At 43.4% G+C, this 21,581-nt stretch carries 20 protein-coding genes; 17 read left to right on the top strand and 3 right to left on the bottom strand.

From position 1 onward, the window contains the following. Position 1 precedes the first annotated feature (1 nt). From dapF to pepT, 6 genes are all read left to right on the top strand, one after another. Complete coding sequence (gene dapF / locus ASG16_RS28420) at positions 2-844, top strand: diaminopimelate epimerase (RefSeq protein WP_056487653.1); 843 nt, start codon at positions 2-4, stop codon at positions 842-844. A 224-nt stretch (positions 845-1,068) separates the two neighbouring features. Continuing rightward, on the top strand, positions 1,069-1,635 hold the full coding sequence (locus tag ASG16_RS28415; RefSeq protein WP_056487651.1) for a dihydrofolate reductase family protein: 567 nt from the start codon (positions 1,069-1,071) through the stop codon (positions 1,633-1,635). 200 nt (positions 1,636-1,835) lie between these two features. Further along, the gene (locus ASG16_RS28410; protein ID WP_056487648.1) at positions 1,836-2,315 is read left to right on the top strand and encodes an SRPBCC family protein; all 480 of its coding nucleotides are present in this window, start codon (positions 1,836-1,838) and stop codon (positions 2,313-2,315) included. 36 nt (positions 2,316-2,351) lie between these two features. Further along, positions 2,352-2,480, top strand: coding sequence for a hypothetical protein (locus ASG16_RS31575; RefSeq protein ID WP_255344525.1), 129 nt, complete (start codon positions 2,352-2,354; stop codon positions 2,478-2,480). Between the two features lie 14 nt (positions 2,481-2,494). Further along, the gene (locus tag ASG16_RS28405; RefSeq protein ID WP_056487645.1) at positions 2,495-2,809 is read left to right on the top strand and encodes an ArsR/SmtB family transcription factor; all 315 of its coding nucleotides are present in this window, start codon (positions 2,495-2,497) and stop codon (positions 2,807-2,809) included. Between the two features lie 279 nt (positions 2,810-3,088). After that, the gene (gene pepT / locus ASG16_RS28400) at positions 3,089-4,324 is read left to right on the top strand and encodes a peptidase T (protein WP_056487640.1); all 1,236 of its coding nucleotides are present in this window, start codon (positions 3,089-3,091) and stop codon (positions 4,322-4,324) included. A 77-nt stretch (positions 4,325-4,401) separates the two neighbouring features. Here the strand turns inward: pepT and ASG16_RS28395 are convergent, their stop codons facing one another. After that, positions 4,402-5,022: a GNAT family N-acetyltransferase gene (locus ASG16_RS28395; RefSeq protein WP_056487637.1), complete on the bottom strand. Its 621-nt coding sequence runs from the start codon at positions 5,020-5,022 to the stop codon at positions 4,402-4,404. Beyond that, complete coding sequence (locus ASG16_RS28390; protein WP_056487634.1) at positions 5,019-5,810, bottom strand: MerR family transcriptional regulator; 792 nt, start codon at positions 5,808-5,810, stop codon at positions 5,019-5,021. The genes ASG16_RS28395 and ASG16_RS28390 overlap by 4 nt, the downstream gene beginning before the upstream one ends. Positions 5,811-6,008: 198 nt before the next feature. Between ASG16_RS28390 and ASG16_RS28385 the strand changes: the two genes are divergently transcribed. The 8 genes from ASG16_RS28385 (at position 6,009) to ASG16_RS28355 (ending at position 14,849) form a co-directional block, all read left to right on the top strand. Continuing rightward, complete coding sequence (locus ASG16_RS28385) at positions 6,009-6,605, top strand: class I SAM-dependent methyltransferase (RefSeq protein ID WP_056487631.1); 597 nt, start codon at positions 6,009-6,011, stop codon at positions 6,603-6,605. Positions 6,606-6,761: 156 nt separating this feature from the next. Next, complete coding sequence (locus ASG16_RS30615) at positions 6,762-7,031, top strand: hypothetical protein (RefSeq protein ID WP_133257457.1); 270 nt, start codon at positions 6,762-6,764, stop codon at positions 7,029-7,031. A 160-nt stretch (positions 7,032-7,191) separates the two neighbouring features. Then, on the top strand, positions 7,192-8,205 hold the full coding sequence (locus ASG16_RS28380; RefSeq protein ID WP_056487628.1) for an alpha/beta hydrolase family protein: 1,014 nt from the start codon (positions 7,192-7,194) through the stop codon (positions 8,203-8,205). A gap of 26 nt (positions 8,206-8,231) precedes the next feature. Beyond that, positions 8,232-8,984 (top strand): GNAT family N-acetyltransferase, encoded by a 753-nt coding sequence (locus ASG16_RS28375; protein ID WP_056487626.1) that lies wholly within the window; start codon positions 8,232-8,234, stop codon positions 8,982-8,984. A gap of 386 nt (positions 8,985-9,370) precedes the next feature. Then, positions 9,371-11,560: a catalase/peroxidase HPI gene (katG, locus tag ASG16_RS28370; protein ID WP_056487624.1), complete on the top strand. Its 2,190-nt coding sequence runs from the start codon at positions 9,371-9,373 to the stop codon at positions 11,558-11,560. Positions 11,561-11,885: 325 nt separating this feature from the next. Further along, positions 11,886-12,671 carry a hypothetical protein gene (locus ASG16_RS28365; protein WP_056487622.1) on the top strand — a complete coding sequence of 262 codons (786 nt, stop codon included), beginning with the start codon at positions 11,886-11,888 and terminating at the stop codon, positions 12,669-12,671. An 87-nt stretch (positions 12,672-12,758) separates the two neighbouring features. After that, positions 12,759-13,412 (top strand): response regulator transcription factor, encoded by a 654-nt coding sequence (locus ASG16_RS28360; RefSeq protein ID WP_056487617.1) that lies wholly within the window; start codon positions 12,759-12,761, stop codon positions 13,410-13,412. Next, positions 13,413-14,849 (top strand): sensor histidine kinase, encoded by a 1,437-nt coding sequence (locus ASG16_RS28355; RefSeq protein WP_056487614.1) that lies wholly within the window; start codon positions 13,413-13,415, stop codon positions 14,847-14,849. Between the two features lie 375 nt (positions 14,850-15,224). Here the strand turns inward: ASG16_RS28355 and ASG16_RS28350 are convergent, their stop codons facing one another. Further along, positions 15,225-15,788, bottom strand: coding sequence for a PadR family transcriptional regulator (locus ASG16_RS28350; protein ID WP_056487611.1), 564 nt, complete (start codon positions 15,786-15,788; stop codon positions 15,225-15,227). 344 nt (positions 15,789-16,132) lie between these two features. Here ASG16_RS28350 and epsC point away from each other — a divergent pair, with 344 nt between their 5' ends. The 3 genes from epsC to ASG16_RS28335 all read left to right on the top strand — a co-directional run bounded on the left by epsC (position 16,133) and on the right by ASG16_RS28335 (position 21,575). After that, positions 16,133-16,726 carry a serine O-acetyltransferase EpsC gene (gene epsC, locus ASG16_RS28345; RefSeq protein WP_111914544.1) on the top strand — a complete coding sequence of 198 codons (594 nt, stop codon included), beginning with the start codon at positions 16,133-16,135 and terminating at the stop codon, positions 16,724-16,726. 37 nt (positions 16,727-16,763) lie between these two features. Continuing rightward, positions 16,764-17,777: a SagB/ThcOx family dehydrogenase gene (locus ASG16_RS28340; protein ID WP_056487605.1), complete on the top strand. Its 1,014-nt coding sequence runs from the start codon at positions 16,764-16,766 to the stop codon at positions 17,775-17,777. Between the two features lie 507 nt (positions 17,778-18,284). Further along, the gene (locus ASG16_RS28335; protein ID WP_056487603.1) at positions 18,285-21,575 is read left to right on the top strand and encodes a non-ribosomal peptide synthetase; all 3,291 of its coding nucleotides are present in this window, start codon (positions 18,285-18,287) and stop codon (positions 21,573-21,575) included. Positions 21,576-21,581 lie beyond the last annotated feature (6 nt).

Here is a 21,581-nt window from a genome sequence, read left to right as displayed (position 1 = left end):
AATGTTTGATCGTGGGGTCCCGTTTAAAAAAATGAATGGCTGCGGCAACGACTTTATTGTAGTAGACAATCGCGATGGTCTGTTGAACGAGGTTACGCTTTCAGCCTTTGTCCAAAATGTATGCAGGCGAGGCACTTCAATCGGTGCGGATGGGTTCATGCTTCTGGAGAACTCCAGCATCGCCGATTTTAAGATGAGGTATTTTAACGCAGATGGCAGTGAAGGAGAAATGTGTGGAAACGGTGCAAGGTGCATGTCGCGCTTTGCTTACCACATCGGAGCAGCCAAGACGAAGATGAGTTTCGAAACGATGGCCGGCATCTATCAGGCAGAGCTCAATGAGAACGGCGTGAAAGTCAAATTCCCCGACGTTCAATTACAAGCGCTGAAGCTGAATCAACCATATGAGTGGGACGGACCGAGCGGCGTCTACCACTACGGTGTTGTCGGAGTTCCCCACACGGTCTGGTTTGTCAAAAATGTTTTCGCAATAGCGGACGACCAGCTTAGAGAATGGGGACGAATGATCAGAAATGATCAGCAGCAGTTTCCCAATGGTACGAATGTAAATTTTGTGGAACTGATTGATAGACAAACGCTTCGCATCAGAACCTATGAGCGCGGAGTAGAGGCAGAGACCTACGCGTGTGGTTCCGGATCGACTGCAGCAGCAATCATTGCCGGTATTTTAGGACATGTCGACACCTCTGTGAACCTGCTTACTCGAGGGGGACCACTTAAAATTTCTTACCATCTCACAGATGATGCTGCCGAATCCGTTTACTTGGAAGGCAACTCAAAGCTGGTAGCAGAAGGACATTTGTTGCCCGATGCATGGACATGACATCCATGCGAAACAGTCTATCATGGGAAGATACTTGAAGTAATCCATCCAATCCACTTTCGTTGCAGGGAACACAATGATGAAATAGCCTCACGTCATAAGACAGCTCGCCCATTGGTATCGATCGCCAATGAAGTGAGCTGTTTTTATACGACGAATAAGACACAAGTTGACATATTTAAAGGTCTAGAATAGTGGTAAATCAACGAAAGGAGTAACCACTCATGACACGAAAAATCATATTAGATTTAGCTGTTACGTTAGATGGGTTTATTGAAGGGAAAAATGGAGAAGTTGATTGGTGCATAATGGACGCTGAAATGGGGTTTGTTCAATTCTTACATCAAATCGACACGATTCTTTATGGAAGAAAAAGTTATGATTTATGGGGGCAGTATACGCCGGAAATTGAACATTCTGATTCGGAAAAAGAGATTTGGGGATTGGTCCATAGTAAAGAAAAATATGTGTTTTCCAAGACGAAAAAAGGGACTGACAATAAAGCAACATTCATTAACGATCATATTCTTGAAGAAGTAAATCTACTAAAGAACAAGCCTGGCAAAGACATCTGGCTATATGGTGGAGCCAGTCTTATTACAACCTTTATCAATTTAGGGCTTGTCGATGAATTTCGATTATCTGTTCACCCTGTTATTTTGGGAGAAGGAAAACCGTTGTTTATAGATATAAAACAGAGGTTGAATTTGAGTTTGGTAAATACAAAAACGTTCTCCTCTGGCGTTGTGCAACTCATCTATCATTTGAATAGGAACTCATATACTGGATAGAAATTCCAATCAAAACAGCGGTGAGTTTAAGACTGCATTTTCAGGTCTTGAGTCGCCGCTGTTTTATTTTTCAGAGTCAGTCCAAAACCAATTTTTATGAGGCTGGAGATTACATTATCCATTTCATTGCTTTACAGTTATATAACCAAATGGTAATATAATAACCAATAAAAGTAAATTTGAATACTCGGAGGGATTGTATGGACGGAAAGATTATACAGATGGATGGACGCCGTGTCGTTAGCTTCGAGCGTTATTTGAATCATCCGGTAGAAAAAGTATGGAGAGCGATCACAAGCCCAGAGCAAATTGCCAAATGGTTAACTGTGCATGCTGAGTTGGATTTGAATGTGGACGGCAAACTTGCATTTCGGTGGGAGAATGGAGATCTCGTACATGGCAATTTCACCAAAGTTGATCCCCCGTACGAGTTGGAGTACACATGGCTAGAGCAAACATCGGGACACTCCATAGTGCGATGGAGTCTAAAGGAAGAGGGGGAAGGGTGCCTTCTACATCTCACACACACATTTAACGGACCCGCTATTGTTACCGATTTTTTGGCGGGCTGGCATGTGCATCTTGATGTACTGGATATCGTCCTTCATGAACAGTTTCGTCAGTTTCCTTGGGAACGCGTAAAGGAAATACGCGAGAAATATGCTTTTAATTCTAACTAAAGTTGAAAGAGCTGCGCTGTTGGTTGGGGTGAAGCATTGACTTTACTGGAATATTACTTGGAGCATGGGCTTACTTATGGCGTTGTCCCACGGCATGATTTGGAGATACCGATGACAGAGCAGTACGCAAAACGAACGGACAACTTCACGAAATTACAACAATAAAAGCAGGGATTACAATGAAAACCATGAATATATTTGAAGTTTTGGCTGAGCCGCACAGACGGACTATGCTTGATTTACTACGTATTCGCGAGCGTTCGGTTGGGGAGCTTGTAGACAAGTGCCAATTAAGTCAACCGGGTGTTTCCAAACATCTGAGAATCATGCGGGAAGCTGGTTTGGTTACGATGCGATCGGTTGCGCAAAAAAGCATCTATTCGATACGGCCGGAACCTCTCCAAGAAGTCGATCAATGGCTGGAGTCATATCGTCACTTCTGGTCGAGCAAGCTAGATGAGCTTGAGACATTTCTTGACCACGCAGAAGAATAAATAAGCGTAGACAGTTTGAAACCTTGAATAGCCCACTCCTCCTGTTACGGAGAGCATAGTGGGCTATTTGTGCAGTCCGTCCGTTTGATCTGGAAGCCTGAAGACAACTGACTGTATAACATGTTGCTAGGTCTGGTCTGTATACCGCGGACAACCGAGTTCAACCGTTCAATATGGCGTACGGATTGAAGAATAGACGGGGATCGTGGTAGAATTTGTCACGAGATTGCCTCTTACTTGAATAAGTTTGACTAACTGTACTGGAGTTGAGATAAAACCATGAAAACGGAAATCATGAATAGATTCATCTCTTACGCGCAAGTTGATACACAATCCGATGAGAACAGCGAAACGTGCCCCTCAACACCAGGGCAGCTCGTACTTGCCCAAATGCTCGTAGACGAGCTGAAAGCGATAGGTATGCAGGAAGTTACAATGGATGCAAACGGTTATGTCATGGCAACCCTACCGTCCAATACAGACCAAGAAATTCCAACAATCGGGTTTCTTGCTCATATGGATACGGCCACCGATTTTACCGGCGCTGGCGTGAAGCCGCAAGTCATTGAAAATTATAACGGACAAGACATTGTCTTGAATGAAGCGCTGAATATTGTCCTTTCACCGCGCGAGTTTCCAGAGCTGGCTGGCTACAAAGGCCACACCTTAATCACGACAGACGGTACCACATTACTTGGCGCTGATGATAAAGCCGGTATTGCCGAAATCATGACCGCTATGTCTTATCTGATTCGCCATCCAGAACTGAAGCACGGGAAAATAAGAGTGGCTTTTACCCCGGATGAAGAAATCGGCAGAGGCCCAGAAAAGTTTGATGTGTCCGCCTTCGATGCAGTATATGCCTATACGATGGATGGTGGGCCTCTTGGCGGGATCGAGTACGAGAGCTTTAATGCTGCATCAGCCATCATTACTTGCAGAGGGAAGAACGTTCACCCTGGCTCGGCCAAAGGTAAAATGGTCAACGCTTCAAAAATTGCCATGGAGCTGCATGGAAAGCTGCCGGTTAATGAAACTCCTGAGGAGACAGAAGGCTACGAAGGCTTTTATCATCTGTCTTCCATTCATGGAGACGTCGAGCAAACGCAGCTTCGTTATTTGATCCGGGATCACGATCGTAATCGGTTCCAGGAGAGAAAGTCCGAATTGGCTCGTATCGTAGAAGAATTACAGAAAAAATACGGAGAACAGCGAATTGAGCTCGAAATCAAAGACGAATACTTCAACATGCGGGAAAAAATTGAGCCTGTAATGGAAGTAGTGGACATCGCTACACAAGCACTCGAAAACCTCGGAATCGTACCGATGATTCAACCGATTCGCGGTGGCACGGATGGCTCACAGCTATCATACATGGGGTTGCCAACACCGAATATTTTCACAGGCGGGGAAAACTACCACGGGCGGTTCGAGTATGTCTCCGTTGATAACATGCTGCACGCTGTGAACACCATTATCGAAATCGTTAAGCTGTATGAGCAAAGATCCAGATGACGGGGTATCCTTATGAAAACTTGGTTTACTATCAAAGGGCGGATGTCGAGTAGAGACGATTCGCCCTTTGTCATGAGTTATTTCAATTTCTTCACCATGTAACTCCATTTTTTCTCTTTGAATAATATATGTGAGAGGAAGCTGCTTTCTCGCAATTGCGTATGGAACGATAATCGCTGATAAAGCTGCTCTGCCCGGGGGTTTTTGCCTGCGACATACAAGCTTAACTTGTCTAGACTTGGCTGTGTTTGTGCGAAATTCTGCGCCCACTGCAATAGCAGGTTTCCAATTCCTTTGCCTTGATGATCCGGATGGACAACAACGTCTGTAATATAACATTCTCCAGCCTCTGGTTTATGGTCTAAGAAAGATAATCCGATGAACATTTTCAGGAGATTCCATTTTCCAAAACGATGGAAGTTCTTCCATGCAGGAAATGTTGGCACGCTAGTAGATTCGGTCTTCCACTTGATAGATATCGTCCCGATAACTTCTCCCTCTTGTAGCGCAACCATTCGTTGACTCGCTGGATCTGAAGGAACATGATCAAATAACTTTTCGAAAAAGAGGGCAAGATCGCCATCATTGAGCTTCGTAAGGGTTTGGAATTTCCCACGAAACCCGTGAACAAGAAGCTGACCAATCTGTTGATTATACATAGAATGCATAGGTTCTATCGTAATTGGTGAAACAGTCACGAGCGGCTTCCCCTTTCGGAATGGGTAGTCGGTTCGATCAAAGCTTGTAGTTCATAGTGCAGTTGGCCTTGACTAAATAGGGATAAGTAGGATCTTTCAATGAGGATCAAGGGTCCCTGTATAACATGAGACTGGGCTGCGGCATAGGCGTAAAACTGTTCAATCACTTGTTCAAGCTCATCCTCTTCATGGACTAGCCTTTGGGTAGACAGATAGTTGCCGCTGGGTATTGAAAAATCGCCAGGCGCTTCTGTTTCCGTGTATAACGTAAGGGTACTGGAACCATCGTCGATAAAATGAATGTCCGATTCGAACAAGTTCGGGACAGACTTGGCCTGTTCAGCCAACAGTTTGGCGTTTAGCGTCATTTGGGAACTCATTTCTATCCACCGGGACAAATAAGTGGTTTCGCGCCACTTTATTTGGTAGGGATTCGTGAGAGATTGAAAATTCTTTTGTTCATGCAAAACCTTTGTTATGAATTGCTGAAGCTCTTGAAGGCGAAGGATCTCTGCATGTATTTCTCTCAAAGAACGATTGAGTAGCTGCCCGTATTGATCAGCAGAATAGGAAGTCATGCATTCTTTAATCGACTGGACAGGCACTCCCAATTTGCGAAGCAACAGAATATGGGCTAGCTGGTAAACTTGATCCATGCTATACATTCGATACTGATTGTTATCTAAGTAAGCAGGTAGAAGAACCCCTTTCTCTTCAAAATAACGAATCTGATGAACAGACACATTCATAAGCATAGCTAATTCGCTAATGGTGATTTCACTCTTCATAAACGTTACTCCCTTGGGATGAGGTAGAATATCTTAACCATACACCTTAGGTCAGACCTAAGGTCAAGAGGTACGTTCAAAGAAAGGCTCTTTTGTTAATGCTCTCGATACCATGTGATATTGACACATCCTTGTCTTTGGAGATATTGTAGATATAATAAATCTATAATGGATTTTAATGACAGGAGGATGGTGAACATGGGGAATATTTGGAATGAGCGCTTTCATTCGGAAGAATATTATTATGGGGAAGAACCTAACGTTTTTATTCAACAACAAGCTTTTCGGTTAGAACAAGGTCAAAAAGTGATCGCGTTTGCAGAGGGTGAAGGCCGAAATGCAGTTTTTTTAGCAAAAAGAAATCTTGAAGTGACAGCCATTGACTATGCGGAGAGCGGCTTGCAAAAAACGAAAAAACTGGCTCGGAAGCATTCCGTTGACGTACAAACCCAAAAAATTGACCTTTTGGAAGAGGATGTGCCAAGCGAAGAATATGATGCCGCGATTATGGTATATGGACATTTTCATAAAAATGCTCAGACGATGGTTCTGAATAAAATGAAAAAGGCAATAAAGCCAAAAGGAATTCTCATGCTTGAGGTATTCTCGGAGGAACAATTAAAGTATGGTACGGGTGGCCCCCAGGAACTTGACATGCTTTATGATCCAAAAGAAATTCTTGCTTGGTGCAAAGGTCATGAGGTGATCCATTTCTTCTATGGTGAACAAGAGCGTGTGGCAGGAAAGGCGCACACCGGATTAGCCCATGTCATTCAACTTGTCGTAAGAAAATGATGGGTATCTGCCCCAATTGACAGCCTTCACAATCAGAGGCAGTTCAGGACTTTATTTTCTCGTCCGTACTGCCTCTGCTGAAGTGAAAAATGTACGGTTAATAATTCATCCATTAATCTTTCTATTATCTTCGATTCATCCTTATAAATGATAAACATGAAATACATCAAGCCTGTTAACGAAAACAACAGAAAATGGCGGGAAGCCTCTTCTTCCATAAAAATCGTTGCTTCAAGGGAAAGGGTATTCGGTTTAACCAGCGAAGAAGAGACGCCCTTTTTTGATACCGAGAGTAGCGCGTTCTCCGTTTTGCTCTACGACAAATGTTTTGCCAGCCTCATTTCCGGAGTTGGATGCCTTCATAACTTTCGTGATGATAGTTTGACCATTCAGGCGGCAGCAAAGATAAATTATCACCCCCTTTAAAGAGTGGATATATCTAGAATGAACTCTCTTGAAAGTCCATTCAAGGTACCATCTATTTACACGATCTGCCTTAATCATTTCATTACTTGACCTTAGGTCTGACCTAAGGTGTACAGTTGGAGATATTCACTTTGAAAACTTTTCAAGAGGAGAAGGATAGATGAAAAAGAAAATAATGATTTCCATGATGATCATCGTCCTGCTATTTGGCGGAGCAGGACTATACATATTGGAGCAAAACAGCTTTGATATGGTTGAGCAAGCTGTAGAAATCCAGACATCGGAAGGCAAATTGACCGGTACGTTCGTACTGCCTAAAAACTACACGAACAAATTGGGCTTAGTCTTGTTTATACATGGTGATGGACCTATTGATGCCACGCATGATGATGGCTATAAGCCGCTATGGGAGCGGTTAGCCTCACTTGGTTACGCCTCCTTGTCCCTAAATAAGAGAGGAATGAACGGTTCCGAGGGCAATTGGTTACACCAGAGTATAGATGACCGCGTGGAAGAAGCGCGTCAGGCTATTGCTTGGGCAAAAGAGCAGCCGATGATTGACGAGAAACAGATTGGGGTTTGGGGAGCAAGCCAGGCAGGATGGGTCATTCCAAAGCTCGCCAAGAAGGAACCGCTTGCATTCAGCCTTCTGCTATCCCCCGCCATTAATTGGGTAAGTCAAGGGCAATATCATACACGCAAAAATATGGTGATAGACGAGTATTCAGAAGCGGAAATTCAAGACAAAGAGGCGTATGACCAGCAAGTACTCACGTTATTGGAAAAACAAGCTTCCTATGAGGAGTATGTGAAAATTGCTCGCGAAAATAATTTGATGGCAAAAGACAGATGGACATTTGTGAGCAAAAATTTCTTGTCAGATGCCACTAATGACCTTCCGAATTTCAATTCGCCTGTACTTCTGATACTGGGGGAAGAAGATATACATGTCGATGTGAAGGAAACGGAGAGGGTATATCGTGACATCGTAAAACATGAGCTGCTAACCGTAGCGGTCTTTCCTGACGCTGATCACTCTATGTTAAGCAAGCAAACGGCAAATTCAAATATGCGGGCAGTACTTATTAGTCTCTTCGCTCCCAGACAGATTACGATACCGGGTTATATGGATGCGATCGAGCAATTTCTAAAGAAACTTCGGAAGCATACATAAGTCTAACGTATGAGGGAGTGAACATAATGACAAATCCAGTAAGAAGTGTGCCTGTATTTTCACAAACGATCACTGACTTTTGGCGGGAGCAATTTTTGAACGGTGACGTCCTCTATAGCGATGGAACTTTTACTGTTGCCATAAACCCTGTACTTGACGAAGATAGTCGGGTTATGGTGCTGGAAACCTCCGACGGACGCGTGATGGCGGTCTTGACACCTGCGCTGGCCGATAAGATAGGCCTCTCTTCACAACAATCCTTGTCTGAGTCGATCTTTCGCCAGAAATTGAATGAAGCGGGCGTTACGCTACATGGTGCAGACTATCTTTTTTATTTTTCAAAAGCCGAGAAGAACGTATTGCTGCAAGAAAACCTCGAAGGTGACTTGCGCCGGTTAACCGTGCAAGATGAGTCGGTTTTCTCCGCGTTTGCTTCCTCCGCATCGGAACAAGACTTGGATGACGCTTATGTAGAATTGGATCACTGGGCAGTGTTCGGCTCTTTTGAGCAAAATCGTTTAGTCAGCGTTGCCAGTATGTATCCATGGGAGGAGGAGACTGAAATTGCGGATCTTGGCGTATTGACGCTGACGTCCTTTAGAGGAAAAGGCCATGCCCGCAAAGTAGTGCGTTCCATCTGCAAATATGCCTATGGTCAGGGATACGAACCGCAGTACCGATGCCAACTCGATAACCATACGTCTACAGCCTTGGCGAAAGCAGCGGGTTTCACGCTGTTTGGAAAATGGGAGGTGATTTCTCCCGACTGCATGGAATGAGAGTCCCGCGTTGTGTCTCCTATTGATTGAATCATTCAATCAAGTAAGCCAGTTACGCACAATAAGCCCACATATTCCGTTACGGGGAGATAGTGGGCTTTTTGTGATGGATCGAGGTTCCGAATGGTGACAAGATCATAATCTACACGGTCCATGCATACGTTAGAATCAGCTATTCGGAAATGAAAGAGTTCATATATTTTATCGCTCTTCTTACGATTCCCCTGTTATTTTGACTGCCCCGCGATACGATGCCAATCGCAACTTTCCATAAATCCTTACGATGAAAAGAGCAAAAAGATGTTGATTTCTCTTGTTAACTACTATATAAATTAATTAGAAGTATTATTATCTAATACTTAATTTAAATGACGGGAGAGGGACAAATGGACTCTATGGCAACTGCTAACACTGGAAAGTGCCCGTTTTCGCACGGTAGCACTACGAATCACAACCCTAGTGCTACATCGAACAAACACTGGTGGCCCAACCAGTTGAACTTGAACATCCTGCATCAGCATGACAGGAAATCTAACCCTATGGGCGAGGACTTCGATTATGCAGAAGAGTTCAAAAAGTTGGACTACCATGCTCTCAAACAGGATCTTTATGATCTAATGACAAACAGCCAAGATTGGTGGCCTGCCGACTACGGACATTACGGGCCGTTATTTATCCGTATGGCTTGGCATTCCGCTGGTACATATCGTACAGGAGACGGACGAGGCGGGGCTGGAACGGGCACACAGCGTTTTGCACCACTTAACAGTTGGCCAGACAATGCCAACCTTGATAAAGCTCGTCGACTGCTATGGCCGATCAAGCAAAAATATGGCAACAAGATCTCTTGGGCGGACTTGTACATCCTAGCAGGCAATGCTGCTATTGAATCCATGGGCGGAAAGACAATCGGTTTTGGAGGCGGACGCGCGGACGTTTGGCATCCAGAAGAAGATATTTACTGGGGTGCTGAAAAGGAATGGCTAGGCGATAAGCGTTACAGCGGTGATCGTGAGCTCGAGAATCCGCTTGCTGCTGTTCAAATGGGTCTGATTTATGTGAACCCAGAAGGTCCGAACGGGAATCCAGATCCGCTTGCAAGTGCTCGCGACATCCGCGAAACCTTCAAACGCATGGGAATGAACGATGAAGAAACCGTTGCACTGGTGGCAGGTGGTCATACATTTGGGAAGGCTCACGGCGCAGGAGATGCTGCTCTTGTAGGCCCAGAGCCGGAAGCTGCTCCTTTGGAAGCAATGGGATTAGGGTGGCAGAGTACACACGGTTCCGGTATAGGTCGCGACGCCATCACTAGCGGTATTGAAGGTGCCTGGACCGCGAATCCGACACAATGGGATAATGGTTTTTTTGAACTACTGTTCGGATATGAATGGGAGTTGACCAAGAGTCCTGCCGGTGCACACCAATGGGTTGCTGTTAATCCTGCTGATGAGCATCTTGCACCAGATGCAGAAGATGCATCCGTGCGTGTTCCAACGATGATGACCACTGCGGATATGGCCTTGCGTATGGATCCAGCATACGAAAAAATTTCTCGTCGTTACTATGAGAATCCAGAGGAGTTTGCAGATGCATTTGCAACTGCATGGTTCAAACTTACACACCGCGACATGGGGCCTCGTTCAAGATATTTAGGCCCAGAGGTTCCAGCAGAAGATTTTATTTGGCAAGATCCTATACCCGCTGCTGATTATGAACTAACAGATGCCGATGTTGCAGAACTGAAAACACGAATCTTGGACTCGGGTCTTACCGTCAGCGAGCTGGTAACAACAGCTTGGGCTTCCGCTTGTACCTTCCGTGGTTCGGATATGCGTGGTGGCGCCAATGGTGCTCGCATCCGTCTTGCTCCGCAGAAGGAGTGGGAAGTAAATGAGCCCAAAAAACTTGAAAAAGTACTTACGATCCTGGGAGTCATTCAAGAGGACTTTGGTAAAAAAGTCAGCATGGCCGATTTGATTGTACTTGGCGGTAGTGCCGCAGTAGAAAAAGCTGCACAAGACGCTGGCTTTGATGTATCGGTTCCATTTGCTCCTGGACGTGGCGATGCAACACAAGAGCAAACCGATGCAGAAAGCTTTGACGTGCTCGAGCCAATCGCAGATGGTTTCCGGAACTATCAGAAGAAGCAGTATCGTGTAAGTCCTGCAGAGCTTCTGATAGACAAGGCACAGCTATTAAACCTTACTGCTCCAGAAATGACTGCACTCGTTGGCGGGATGCGTGTGATCGGTACAAACCACGGCGGCACACAACACGGCGTATTCACAGATCGTGTAGGCATACTCACAAACGACTTCTTTGTTAACTTGCTAGACATGGGCGTACAGTGGAAGCCTCTAGACGGCGGCGTATTTGAAGGACGTGATCGTAAAACAGGTGAAGTGTTGCGTACAGCAACTGCTGTTGACCTCGTGTTCGGTTCAAACTCTGTACTGCGTGCCATTGCAGAAGTTTATGCCCAAGACGATAACAAAGAAAAGTTTGTGCGTGACTTCATTGCTGCATGGGTGAAGGTAATGAATGCCGATCGTTTTGATCTTAAAGAAGCATAATTTGAAAATATAAAGCAAAGAACAGTATTTGTTGTTGGATACTGTTCTTTGCTTTTCTTTTCTATAGTAATATTAGTAATTGAATGGGTTACGATGTTCCCATCTCATTCAGTGGTAGGAATGCAAAACCCGCTTTTGAAAACCACCTGAAGCAAGCCTCCAGGTGGTTTTCAATCTTTCCTATAACAACGAAAGAAATGGTTTCATAGAATTTACAACTTGGAGACAACTGAAAGATACTTTTTACATATTACCGCTATATTCTATACCTGTAACAAGGGTTTCGTGCACAAACCAAAAACTAAAAATTTCAGGAGGCATTACTATGAACAAAAAAAATATTCTCGTTTTTTCAATGGCACTAACAATTGTAGGCGGTGCTACAGCAGCTGTATTTGCAAGCGAAAACGCGGTTCATTCTACTAAAAACAAGGTCGTAACAGTGGCAAGCAAAGTAGGAAATGGCACAAATCAAACCACTGTAGTCAAAGTAGCAAATGGAAAGATTAGTGATGAAGAAGCGGTAAAAATGGCAACCAAAGCGCTAAAAGACTATATGGGGCTTGACGCGAAATCTTTTGGTGAGGCGCGTGTTAATCGAACGAACGCGCAAGAAGACTTTAAGTTCTTTATGGATTTATATTCAAAAGAAGATGCAGCTGTATTAAAAGAAAACGCCAAAAAAGATACGGCAAATGTTATCGTTGTACAGTTTGTTCGTGCTGAAGACTTAAACCAGCCAATGCCCGCTTCTAATCGCATTGTCATAAATGAAGAAACAGGTGAAATTGTTTCTTTAACGGCCTTCACGAATGAAGATCGAAGCTCAGAGACAACAATCGATGATGCGAAAGTTAAATCTGCGGTTATCAACTTTTTTGATAAACAACAGAAAAATGTTAAGGAAAATACGATGAAAGTTAGTAAGAGTGCTAGTTCCGGAACCATACGTGTTCTTTGCGATCTGGAAGATGGAAGGGATGTAGATATGACAATTAGTCTGAAGAATTATTCAGTATCCAGCTATGAGATTAATTATGACAGACTAATCACTCTACCTTCCGTAGAAAAAGACTACCGTGAGAATTTCAGAGAACTGAAAGCAAATTAAAAATTGTAGGACCGATTAGATGGAGGAAGTGCCCGAAATGCTACTTACTCCATCTAATCGTTACAAAAGGAATGAGGTAAAAACAGAATGATAAAAATTTTAGTTGTTGAAGATGATATCGCAGTAGCAAATTTAATTAAATTGAATTTAAATACGGCAAATTATGAGAGTTCAATCGTTTTTAACGGAGAGGAAGCCCTAAATGTAATTGAAAAAGATCGTTTTGATCTGATACTACTGGATGTTATGCTTCCAAAAGTTGATGGATTTACTTTATTTGAAAAAATTAAACCTTTAGGGATACCTGTCATTTTTTTAACTGCGAAAAGTTCTGTCACAGATAAAGTGTATGGATTAAAAGCGGGGGTAGATGACTATATTACGAAACCCTTTGAAGGAATTGAATTGCTGGCCAGGATTGAAAATGTGTTAAGGCATTACAATAAAAAAAGCAACATCATAAATTTTAAAGACACAGAAGTATACTTGCAAGAAATGAAGGTGAAAAAGAACGGTGAAATAATTGAGCTTACCTTGAAAGAGTTCGAATTATTGGTGTTTCTAGTACAAAATAAAAACATCGTATTAACGAGAGAAAAAATCATAGAAAAAATTTGGGGATATGACTACGTTGGCGAGACTCGGACGATCGACAACCATATCCAAAAGCTAAGAAAAAAGCTGGGATGGAAAGATGAAATTAAAACAGTATTTAAGTTGGGATATAGGCTGGAGGAATAAATGAAATTTTGGCAGAGGATATTTTTATGTACATTAATCATCTTTGAAATCTTTTTTGTACCAGCATCCATATACCTTATTAATAGCAGCTTTGAGCTCAATCTCAATATGGAGATCCGTTCCGGAATAAGTGAACAGGATCGATTTGCTAATTCTTTAGAATCAAATCTATATCTGCTTAAAGTTCAAAAATCTTCAACCCCAGATGCAGAAGGAGTTGGCAAACCAAACATAGATTCCATGATTCGTACATACTTGGAAAACCTCGGGGAACAGGAGGTGTATCTAGATGTAATAGATGAAAACAATAAGGTTATTTTCAGTCATTTTAAAAACAACAAGATAACTCTTACTCATCGAGAAGAATTAAACATACCGTCAGATAAAGTAAATTACATCATACGGGATCTAGGGGAAAAGACGTACTTATTTATCGCTAAGAATATTTATTTGGAAAATAATCACTATAAGCTTTCTTACGTGAAAGATATTTCGAGTGTTTATGAAAATAGAAAAGACTTATTAAGCCTTTTAATCAAGTTAAATGCTCTTGTTTCAGCAATTTTGGTCATCGTTACCATCATCATGAGCATGTTTATCGTAAAACCGATTAATAAACTGATCCAGTCAACAAGAATAATTGCAGCCGGGAATTTCAGCGAAAGAGTAAAGGTAAAATCGAATGATGAAATCGGGTTGTTAGCGGAAAATTTCAATTTGATGGCCGTTGATGTAGAAGATAAAGTAAACCAGCTTAAAAGATCTTCAGAAGACAAGCAAAGGTTTATCGATAACCTGGTACATGAACTTCGGACTCCTTTAACTTCGATCATAGGCTATGCGGATTATTTACGCACGAATAAATATGATGAAGAGACTCATATCAACTCATTAAGCTTTATCTATGAAGAAGGAAAGCGGCTAGAGAAACTGACATTTAAGCTTATGGAGCTCATTGTTTTGCGAAAAGAAGATTTTGAGTTAAAAAAGGGAGCACTTGACGAACTTTTTGTAGAAATCAAACATTCCTTTATTCCAAAGCTGAACATAAAGAATATGGATCTGGAAATATCGACGGAGCATCTTAGTGTTTTAATGGATAAGGATTTGATGAAAATTTTACTTGCAAACCTGGTAGACAATGCAATTAAAGCATCGAAGAACAACGATAAAATACTTCTACGTTCATACAGAAATACGGAGTCAAAAATTATTCTTGAAGTGAAAGATACAGGGATCGGTATTCCTGATGAAGACATAACAAAAGTCTTTGAGCCCTTCTTTATGTCCGACAAATCGAGATCGAGAGCGAATGGAGGAGGCCTCGGGCTCGGACTTTCATTATGTAAGGAGATTGCTAACATTCATGACGCTGAAATGAGAATAGAAAGTAAGCTCGGTGAAGGTACCATTATACAATTGGTTTTTCATTGTTAACAACCGGGAGCGAGAGGATAAGGCGGATATGAAATGTCAAGGAATTTCCGGGATAAACCATGTCCAAGTTTTATACTGATGAGTACTGCTGTTGACCTCGTGTTCGGTTCAACTCTGGTCTGCGTGCCATTGCATCGTTTCGCTATTCAATAACAAAAAAATAATCAGAAAATGTTAAGTAAAAGCAAAAAGCAGTATGTACAACAAATACTGCTTTTTGCTTTATTAGGTTTCTCTTGGTAATGAATATGCCATTTTCAATTATAGTGGAAGAAACAAGCTTCTGCGTTAGGGAGCTTGGTTCACCAAAGCCAAGCAGGCAGATTACTTTTTACTAGGAGAGCTAGCTCCATCTTAACTCCTTACTTGGCCATTTCAGATCGAATTTATAGGGGAAGCATTCTGTCTTTGGGCCAGAAAGTCTTCCTTTAATTTACTGATAAAGCCCAACTGCAGCTCACATTGATCATAGATATTTTGGAATATGTACAGGACATTTTGTGGCATTTCCATAAATTTTGCCTTTTCTTCCTGATCGGCTTTCAAGTCCTCATAGACTTTCTGAATGGCCAGTTGCTGCTTTTCCAAAGCGAGGATAATGTCATCTAGCTCAGCTTCATCCATGAAAGTTAACGCCGTGTATAAATCGGTGGGAAACAAAACAGATGAGTTTTGAAAGGCGTTGACCAGCAACCGTTTTAACTCTTGCTTGCCTTCTGCTGTAATCGAATAGATTGCCTTGGAACGATTCCCAGTCTGCTCCAGCGTTTCCAAAGCTACAAATCCTTCTTGATCCAGCTTCTTTAATGCATGGTAAATCGAAGCAGGCTGGACATAAGCCCACTTGTCTGTTTTGGCCGATATCATTTTCTGCTGTATTTCATAGCCGGACATCGGTCCAGATTTTAACAAAAGTCCTAGCACCATAGCTCTCGTCATGTTTGCACCTCACCATCTTCCTAAACATTTAATATTAAATGTTTAGTATCGTTATTAATTGAATTCTAACATTTTCCATTACGGTATGTAAAGATCATAACTCTCGATAGAAAATAGAGGGTTATATGTAATTTTTTTACTGTAAAATATTTACATGCGAATAATTGCGTAGTAGAATAATCTTTGTGTTCAATACTATACGTTTAGTATTCGTGGTTTTATATTAAAATTTGAATTCTGAAGTATAGAATGGACAAAACGAATTGAAAGCAAAGGAAAGGGGGATCGCCGAGGAGCAAAATTTGCAACAGAAATAGAGACGTTTTAACGATATGGGTAACGCTATGAACAAGAGGAGAGATCCCATGTTTCATAAGTTGAGGAAGGACATTGATTTTATCAAAGCTAAGGACCCAGCAGCCAGAAACACCTTGGAGATTATTCTTTGTTACCCCGGCTTCCACGCCCTTTTGCTTCACCGTATTGCTCATGGCATTTACAAAAAAGGGTTTTTCCTGGCAGGGCGTATGATTTCTGTAGTTAACCGATTTCTAACCGGAGTTGACATTCATCCGCGAGCCAAGATCGGAGAGGCCGTCTTTATTGATCATGGTATGGGCATTGTTATTGGGGAAACGACAGAGATCGGCAATCATGTGACTCTATATCAATGTGTCACCCTTGGGGGAACTGGCAAGGATACAGGAAAACGGCATCCCACGATAGGCAACAACGTCATCATCAGTGCAGGTGCAAAAGTATTGGGACCGATTAGGGTGGGAGATAACTCCAAAATTGGAGCTGGAGCGGTCATTCTGAAGGAAGTTCCTCCTAACTGCACAGTTGTAGGCATACCTGGTGAAGTAGTACGGTACAACGGGCCTTCTGTTCCACGAGAAAGCGAAGAGCCTACCCCTGTAGCGGCGGGCCTTATGTGAAGATAAATAGATTATGAAAGAAAAGGGGATAAAGGTCATGCAACAGCAAGTAACCAAAAAAATGATGAAACCCTTCCACGAAGATTGTGAATACTTTTGGTCGCCTTCGGTCAGGTGGGAACAGCAGGGTGATGAAATCCGCATTGAATTGCTATCTTATTCAGGTACTGTATTGGGATTGTTTCCGACGTTTTATTATTTGACACAAAAAGGAATCAAGATTCCCGATCTCATCTCTCGTTTTCCACAGGCAAATCCTGATCAAGTCGCAGATTTTGTCCGCGACCTGATTGCAAATCGCATTCTGGTTCATACACTTCTAACCCCTCAAGAGATCTATTTCCCCCAAGAACATCTTATCTCTCATTCGTACTCGTCAGAAACATTTCTTGATCCGGCTCAATACGAGGCATTTAGGCTGGAAAAATTGTCCCGATCTTTACCGCAAACAACCCAAACGAACGTCCCCTTGGCAGAGAGTGAGTTTCCCGAGGTCATTACAGCTCGTAGAACCTGGCGTCAATTTGAAGAAAAGAAAAAGGTTCCATTCGATGTCTTTTCCAGTCTGATTTCGGTATTTAAACAATATCGACGCGAGGACGAAATCCGTTACAACTATGCAACGGCTGGCGGCCTTTATCCAATTGATCTGTATGTCTATATCAAAGATCATCGTGTAGAAAACGTAAAAGCGGGACTTTATTACTACAACCCGATTGAAAATGTCCTGCAAATGGTCAGCAATACTTGTGTAATTACTGAGGATGCACATTATTCCATGAATAAGGAAATCTTTCAGTCATCTGCGTTTTCTATCTATCTCATTTATAACGCTGATGTGACAATGCCGAAATACGGTGGTTTGGGGTATTTCTATGCAGGGATTGACAGTGGCATCATGGTTCAATTGTTGACCCATGTCGCTGAAATGCACAAGGCTGGCATCTGCTCCATTGGCGATATGAATTTCAGAAGAATACAGAAATACTTCAAGTTGTCCCCCCAGCAAGTACTTATTCACTCCATTGAGGTGGGCTTGCAACCACAATGAGGAAGTCGTGGATGATTTTATGTGAGCAACAAGTGAAAGGGCATTCGGACAAGCTTGCCCCGTATTTTCATGCAAATTCGAGCAATTCCCTCAGAAATACGCCATTACAGTAACGACACTGCCACCCACGTAAGTGTTTCATTTGACCCCAGTGACATTGCCTTCTCTGCTTTTGATGATTACGGCGGCTCTACAGCATCACGGGATTTAGTCAATCGATAGATAGATGCAACATGTTGCCTATGTGAATGCATACGGACCCTACATAAGCGAGCATTTGCAGTACTACTGCGAGCACATGCTCTGTCTTTTTGTGCGCCAATTATGCCTATAGAGACTCCATCCCTCATGCACGGATTACATTCTTAACGAGCAGGGTCGTCAGGTGGCGATCGGACCCCTAGAGATTTCATACAAAGGGAACTGAAGCAGGATGAAATGGAACGAATCTACGATTTCCTGCTAGAAAGCATACAGTAAGCATTTTGAGTGAGGCGGGGGAAAAACATGACGACTTTTTCCAGAGAACATGTTCAAGATATCTATTCACTCTCACCGATGCAGGAAGGGATGCTCTTTCACGCATTGGCTGATCAAGATGATACCTCTTATCAAGTGCAGATCGTGCTGCCTGTTACAGGTGATCTGCATGTGACGGTACTAGCGAAAAGCTTTGAATTACTTGTCCAACGCCACGAGGTACTACGTACTACCTTTTTGCATGAACAGGTAAAACAGCCGATGCAGGTCGTCCTCAGGGAGCGACCGCTAATGATAAAAGTGCAAAAACGCCTTATCGAATCAGTTGATTTTCCCGTGGAGGAATGGGTAGAACAGCTAATCAGGGAGGACCGGGAGCGAGGGTTTGATCTTACAAAAGACTCTTTGATCCGCTTGCAGATCATCGAGAAGGGCGAAAAGGAATGGACCCTCTTGATCAGTTTTCATCACATTCTGATGGACGGGTGGTGCGCAGATATCATTTTGGGCGATCTGGTGCAGATCTATCATTCACTATTGAATAGAACGCTAGACCAATTGCCTCCCACTCAGCCGTACAGCCACTATATGAAATGGTTGTGGAAACAAGATCGGAGCAGTGCTCTCGAATATTGGCAGAATGAATTGCATGGGTATGAGGAAATCGCCCCCTTGCCAGTAGGGAGCAAGCTACGTGATGTCTCCTCTGTTGCTGGAGAGTATGATGTGTTCCTCGATCTAGCGGTAACACAGCGGCTTACGCATATCGCCCGACAAAATCAGGTGACACTAAGTTCCGTGTTCCAAGCAATCTGGGGAATCGTATTGCAAGCCTATAACGACCGCACGGATGTTGTTTTTGGTACGGTGGTAGCTGGACGTCCAGCCGAGCTTTCTGGGGTGGAAAAGATGGTTGGGCTCTTCATAAACACCTTACCTCTGCGGGTAAAAAGGGCACAGGAGCAGACATTTCAGGAGTTGTTGCAAAGCATTCACGAACAAACCAGGCTCGCCAAGAAGCATGAATATGTGCCTTTGTCCGAGATTCAGCGTGTAACATTAGGGGCTCCCCTTTTTGATCATTTGTTGGTTTTTGACAACAGCCCTGCGAATCAAGCGTGGAGAAGGCAATGGCAAGAAGACGGTGTACATGCAGGCGAGAAGCGTGTCATTGAGCATACCCATTACCCGCTTAGCATTACGGTCATGTCAAAATCCGATCAACTAATGCTGCGCCTGATCTACCGCCAAGAGCATTTTTCGAGCGAGGATATCCAACGCATGGCAGGTCATATCCAAACTGTCATCGAGTCTGTAAGCCTAGATGTCTCGATAGGTCTCGATGAGATCGAAATGCTTACCGCTGAGGAAAAACACCACTTTCTAGCAGAAAAAAACCAGACGAAAACGAACTACCCCAGACAGAAGACGATCGCTGATCTATTTGAGCAACAGGTGAAAGCAGTGCCGAAACAGACCGCACTTGTATATGGTCAAGAGACGATAGCTTATGAGGAGCTTAACCAGCGCGCAAACCGGATTGCTCATCAGCTTCAGCAAATAGGGGTCCAACCTGACGAACTGATCGGGCTTTTTACTGAGCGTTCTCCCACTATGATTGCCGGAATTTTCGGTATTCTCAAAGCGGGCGTTGCATACGTCCCACTCGATCCGAGAAATCCTGTTGAACGGCTTGGTATGATCTTGTCTGACGCCAAACCCAAAATCGTCCTGATCCAAAGAGAAATGTGGGAGAAATGGAGAGAGGTCGAAGAAGGGATAAAGCATGGCGAGGCTTTTCAGGTGCTGGTGCTGGAGGATATGCTCGCAGCGACGAATCCTGAGTGGAATCAGGATCCCTTACGCACTTGTCAACCTGATCATCTCGCCTACGTGATGTATACCTCTGGATCGACTGGGAAGCCCAAGGGTATTTTGACCCAGCACTTCAACGTAACCAGAGTAATAAAGACCACAAATTATCTGGAAATCACGTCGGACGACACAATCTTGCAATTGTCCAACTTCGCTTTTGATGGCTCCACCTTTGATATTTTCGGTGCGTTGCTAAATGGCGCCAAGCTGGTGCTACTTGATCATGAAACACTTCTCAATATGACCGGATTGCTTTCGCAAATAAAAGAGCAGCGAGTAACCATTTTTTTCGTAACGACAGCTTTGTTCAACACACTGGTAGATCACAATATGGAAAGCTTTTCCGGCGTGCGCAAAGTCCTTTTTGGCGGAGAACGAGTCTCTCTGCGACATGTCCAAAAAGCCCTCGCTTATATGGGAAAGGGAGCAATCCTGCATGTATATGGTCCAACAGAGAGTACAGTCTATGCTACCTATCATGCGGTGGACGAGGTAGACGAGGAGCTCGGAACTGTCCCGATCGGTGTGCCACTTGCCAATACACAGGTGTTTATCCTCAACAAGAAAAATCAAATGCAACCTTATGGCGCCATTGGAGAGCTATGTATTTCCGGGGATGGTCTGGCTCGCGGTTATCTGAACAATCCGGAGCTTACCGCCAAGAAATTTGTCCCACATCCGTTTTACCCTGGGGAACGGATGTACAAGACAGGGGATTTAGCTCGTTGGCTGCCTAATGGGACCATCGAATTTATTGGGCGGGTAGATCATCAGGTGAAGCGTAGAGGCTTTCGCATCGAGCTAGGTGAGATCGAGCATAGTCTTCTGGAGCTGGAAGGAGTGAAAGAGGCTGTAGTGATTAATTGGACGTCGACTACAGGATTGGATCAACTATGCGCCTATTTTGTAGCGAATTACGAGGTAAATGTCCAAGAACTACGTGTCCAGCTAGCGAAGTCCCTTCCATACTATATGCTACCAGCTTCTTTCCACCAAATGGCCTCTCTCCCGTTAAACACAAATGGCAAGGTAGACCGTCGTGCTTTGCCGGAGCCAGACTGGGAGGACTTACAAAGCCAAGCGTACATGGCGCCACGCAATGAAACAGAGCAACAGCTTGTTCAAGTCTGGCAAGAGGTGCTAGGAATCCCGCTGGTTGGTATTATGGACAATTATTTTCATTTAGGGGGAGATTCGATTAAGGCAATCCAGATATGTGCACGCCTTCGTGAACAGGACGTCATGATTCAGGTAAAAGATTTGTTCAATCAGCCTACTATTGCAGGTCTCTCTTCTTTTTTACTAGGAAATCAGGCTCATGCCCCAGAGAGTAGCGCAAATGCCGATGGCGTTGATGAGACGCCTGTTCTACTTGATGAACTGGGTCTATCCATAGATGAAATAAAGGAATTAGAAGAGGAATTAAAGGAAACCATTCAATAATCATGG

The organism is Brevibacillus sp. Leaf182, assembly GCF_001423865.2.
Lineage (GTDB): Bacteria > Bacillota > Bacilli > Brevibacillales > Brevibacillaceae > Brevibacillus > Brevibacillus brevis_C.
This window is presented reverse-complemented; position numbering and strand designations above follow the sequence as displayed.

Coding starts and splice junctions, on each gene's coding strand:
- ASG16_RS28350 (WP_056487611.1), bottom strand. CDS start 15,788: ATGACGAGAGCTATGGTGCTAGGACTTTTGTTAAAATCTGGACCGATG.
- ASG16_RS28335 (WP_056487603.1), top strand. CDS start 18,285: ATGACGACTTTTTCCAGAGAACATGTTCAAGATATCTATTCACTCTCA.
- ASG16_RS28360 (WP_056487617.1), top strand. CDS start 12,759: ATGATAAAAATTTTAGTTGTTGAAGATGATATCGCAGTAGCAAATTTA.
- ASG16_RS28355 (WP_056487614.1), top strand. CDS start 13,413: ATGAAATTTTGGCAGAGGATATTTTTATGTACATTAATCATCTTTGAA.
- ASG16_RS28340 (WP_056487605.1), top strand. CDS start 16,764: ATGCAACAGCAAGTAACCAAAAAAATGATGAAACCCTTCCACGAAGAT.
- ASG16_RS28380 (WP_056487628.1), top strand. CDS start 7,192: ATGAAAAAGAAAATAATGATTTCCATGATGATCATCGTCCTGCTATTT.
- pepT (WP_056487640.1), top strand. CDS start 3,089: ATGAAAACGGAAATCATGAATAGATTCATCTCTTACGCGCAAGTTGAT.
- ASG16_RS28390 (WP_056487634.1), bottom strand. CDS start 5,810: ATGAAGAGTGAAATCACCATTAGCGAATTAGCTATGCTTATGAATGTG.
- dapF (WP_056487653.1), top strand. CDS start 2: ATGTTTGATCGTGGGGTCCCGTTTAAAAAAATGAATGGCTGCGGCAAC.
- ASG16_RS30615 (WP_133257457.1), top strand. CDS start 6,762: ATGAAATACATCAAGCCTGTTAACGAAAACAACAGAAAATGGCGGGAA.
- katG (WP_056487624.1), top strand. CDS start 9,371: ATGGACTCTATGGCAACTGCTAACACTGGAAAGTGCCCGTTTTCGCAC.
- ASG16_RS28405 (WP_056487645.1), top strand. CDS start 2,495: ATGAAAACCATGAATATATTTGAAGTTTTGGCTGAGCCGCACAGACGG.
- ASG16_RS28365 (WP_056487622.1), top strand. CDS start 11,886: ATGAACAAAAAAAATATTCTCGTTTTTTCAATGGCACTAACAATTGTA.
- ASG16_RS28415 (WP_056487651.1), top strand. CDS start 1,069: ATGACACGAAAAATCATATTAGATTTAGCTGTTACGTTAGATGGGTTT.
- ASG16_RS28385 (WP_056487631.1), top strand. CDS start 6,009: ATGGGGAATATTTGGAATGAGCGCTTTCATTCGGAAGAATATTATTAT.
- ASG16_RS28375 (WP_056487626.1), top strand. CDS start 8,232: ATGACAAATCCAGTAAGAAGTGTGCCTGTATTTTCACAAACGATCACT.
- ASG16_RS28410 (WP_056487648.1), top strand. CDS start 1,836: ATGGACGGAAAGATTATACAGATGGATGGACGCCGTGTCGTTAGCTTC.
- epsC (WP_111914544.1), top strand. CDS start 16,133: ATGAACAAGAGGAGAGATCCCATGTTTCATAAGTTGAGGAAGGACATT.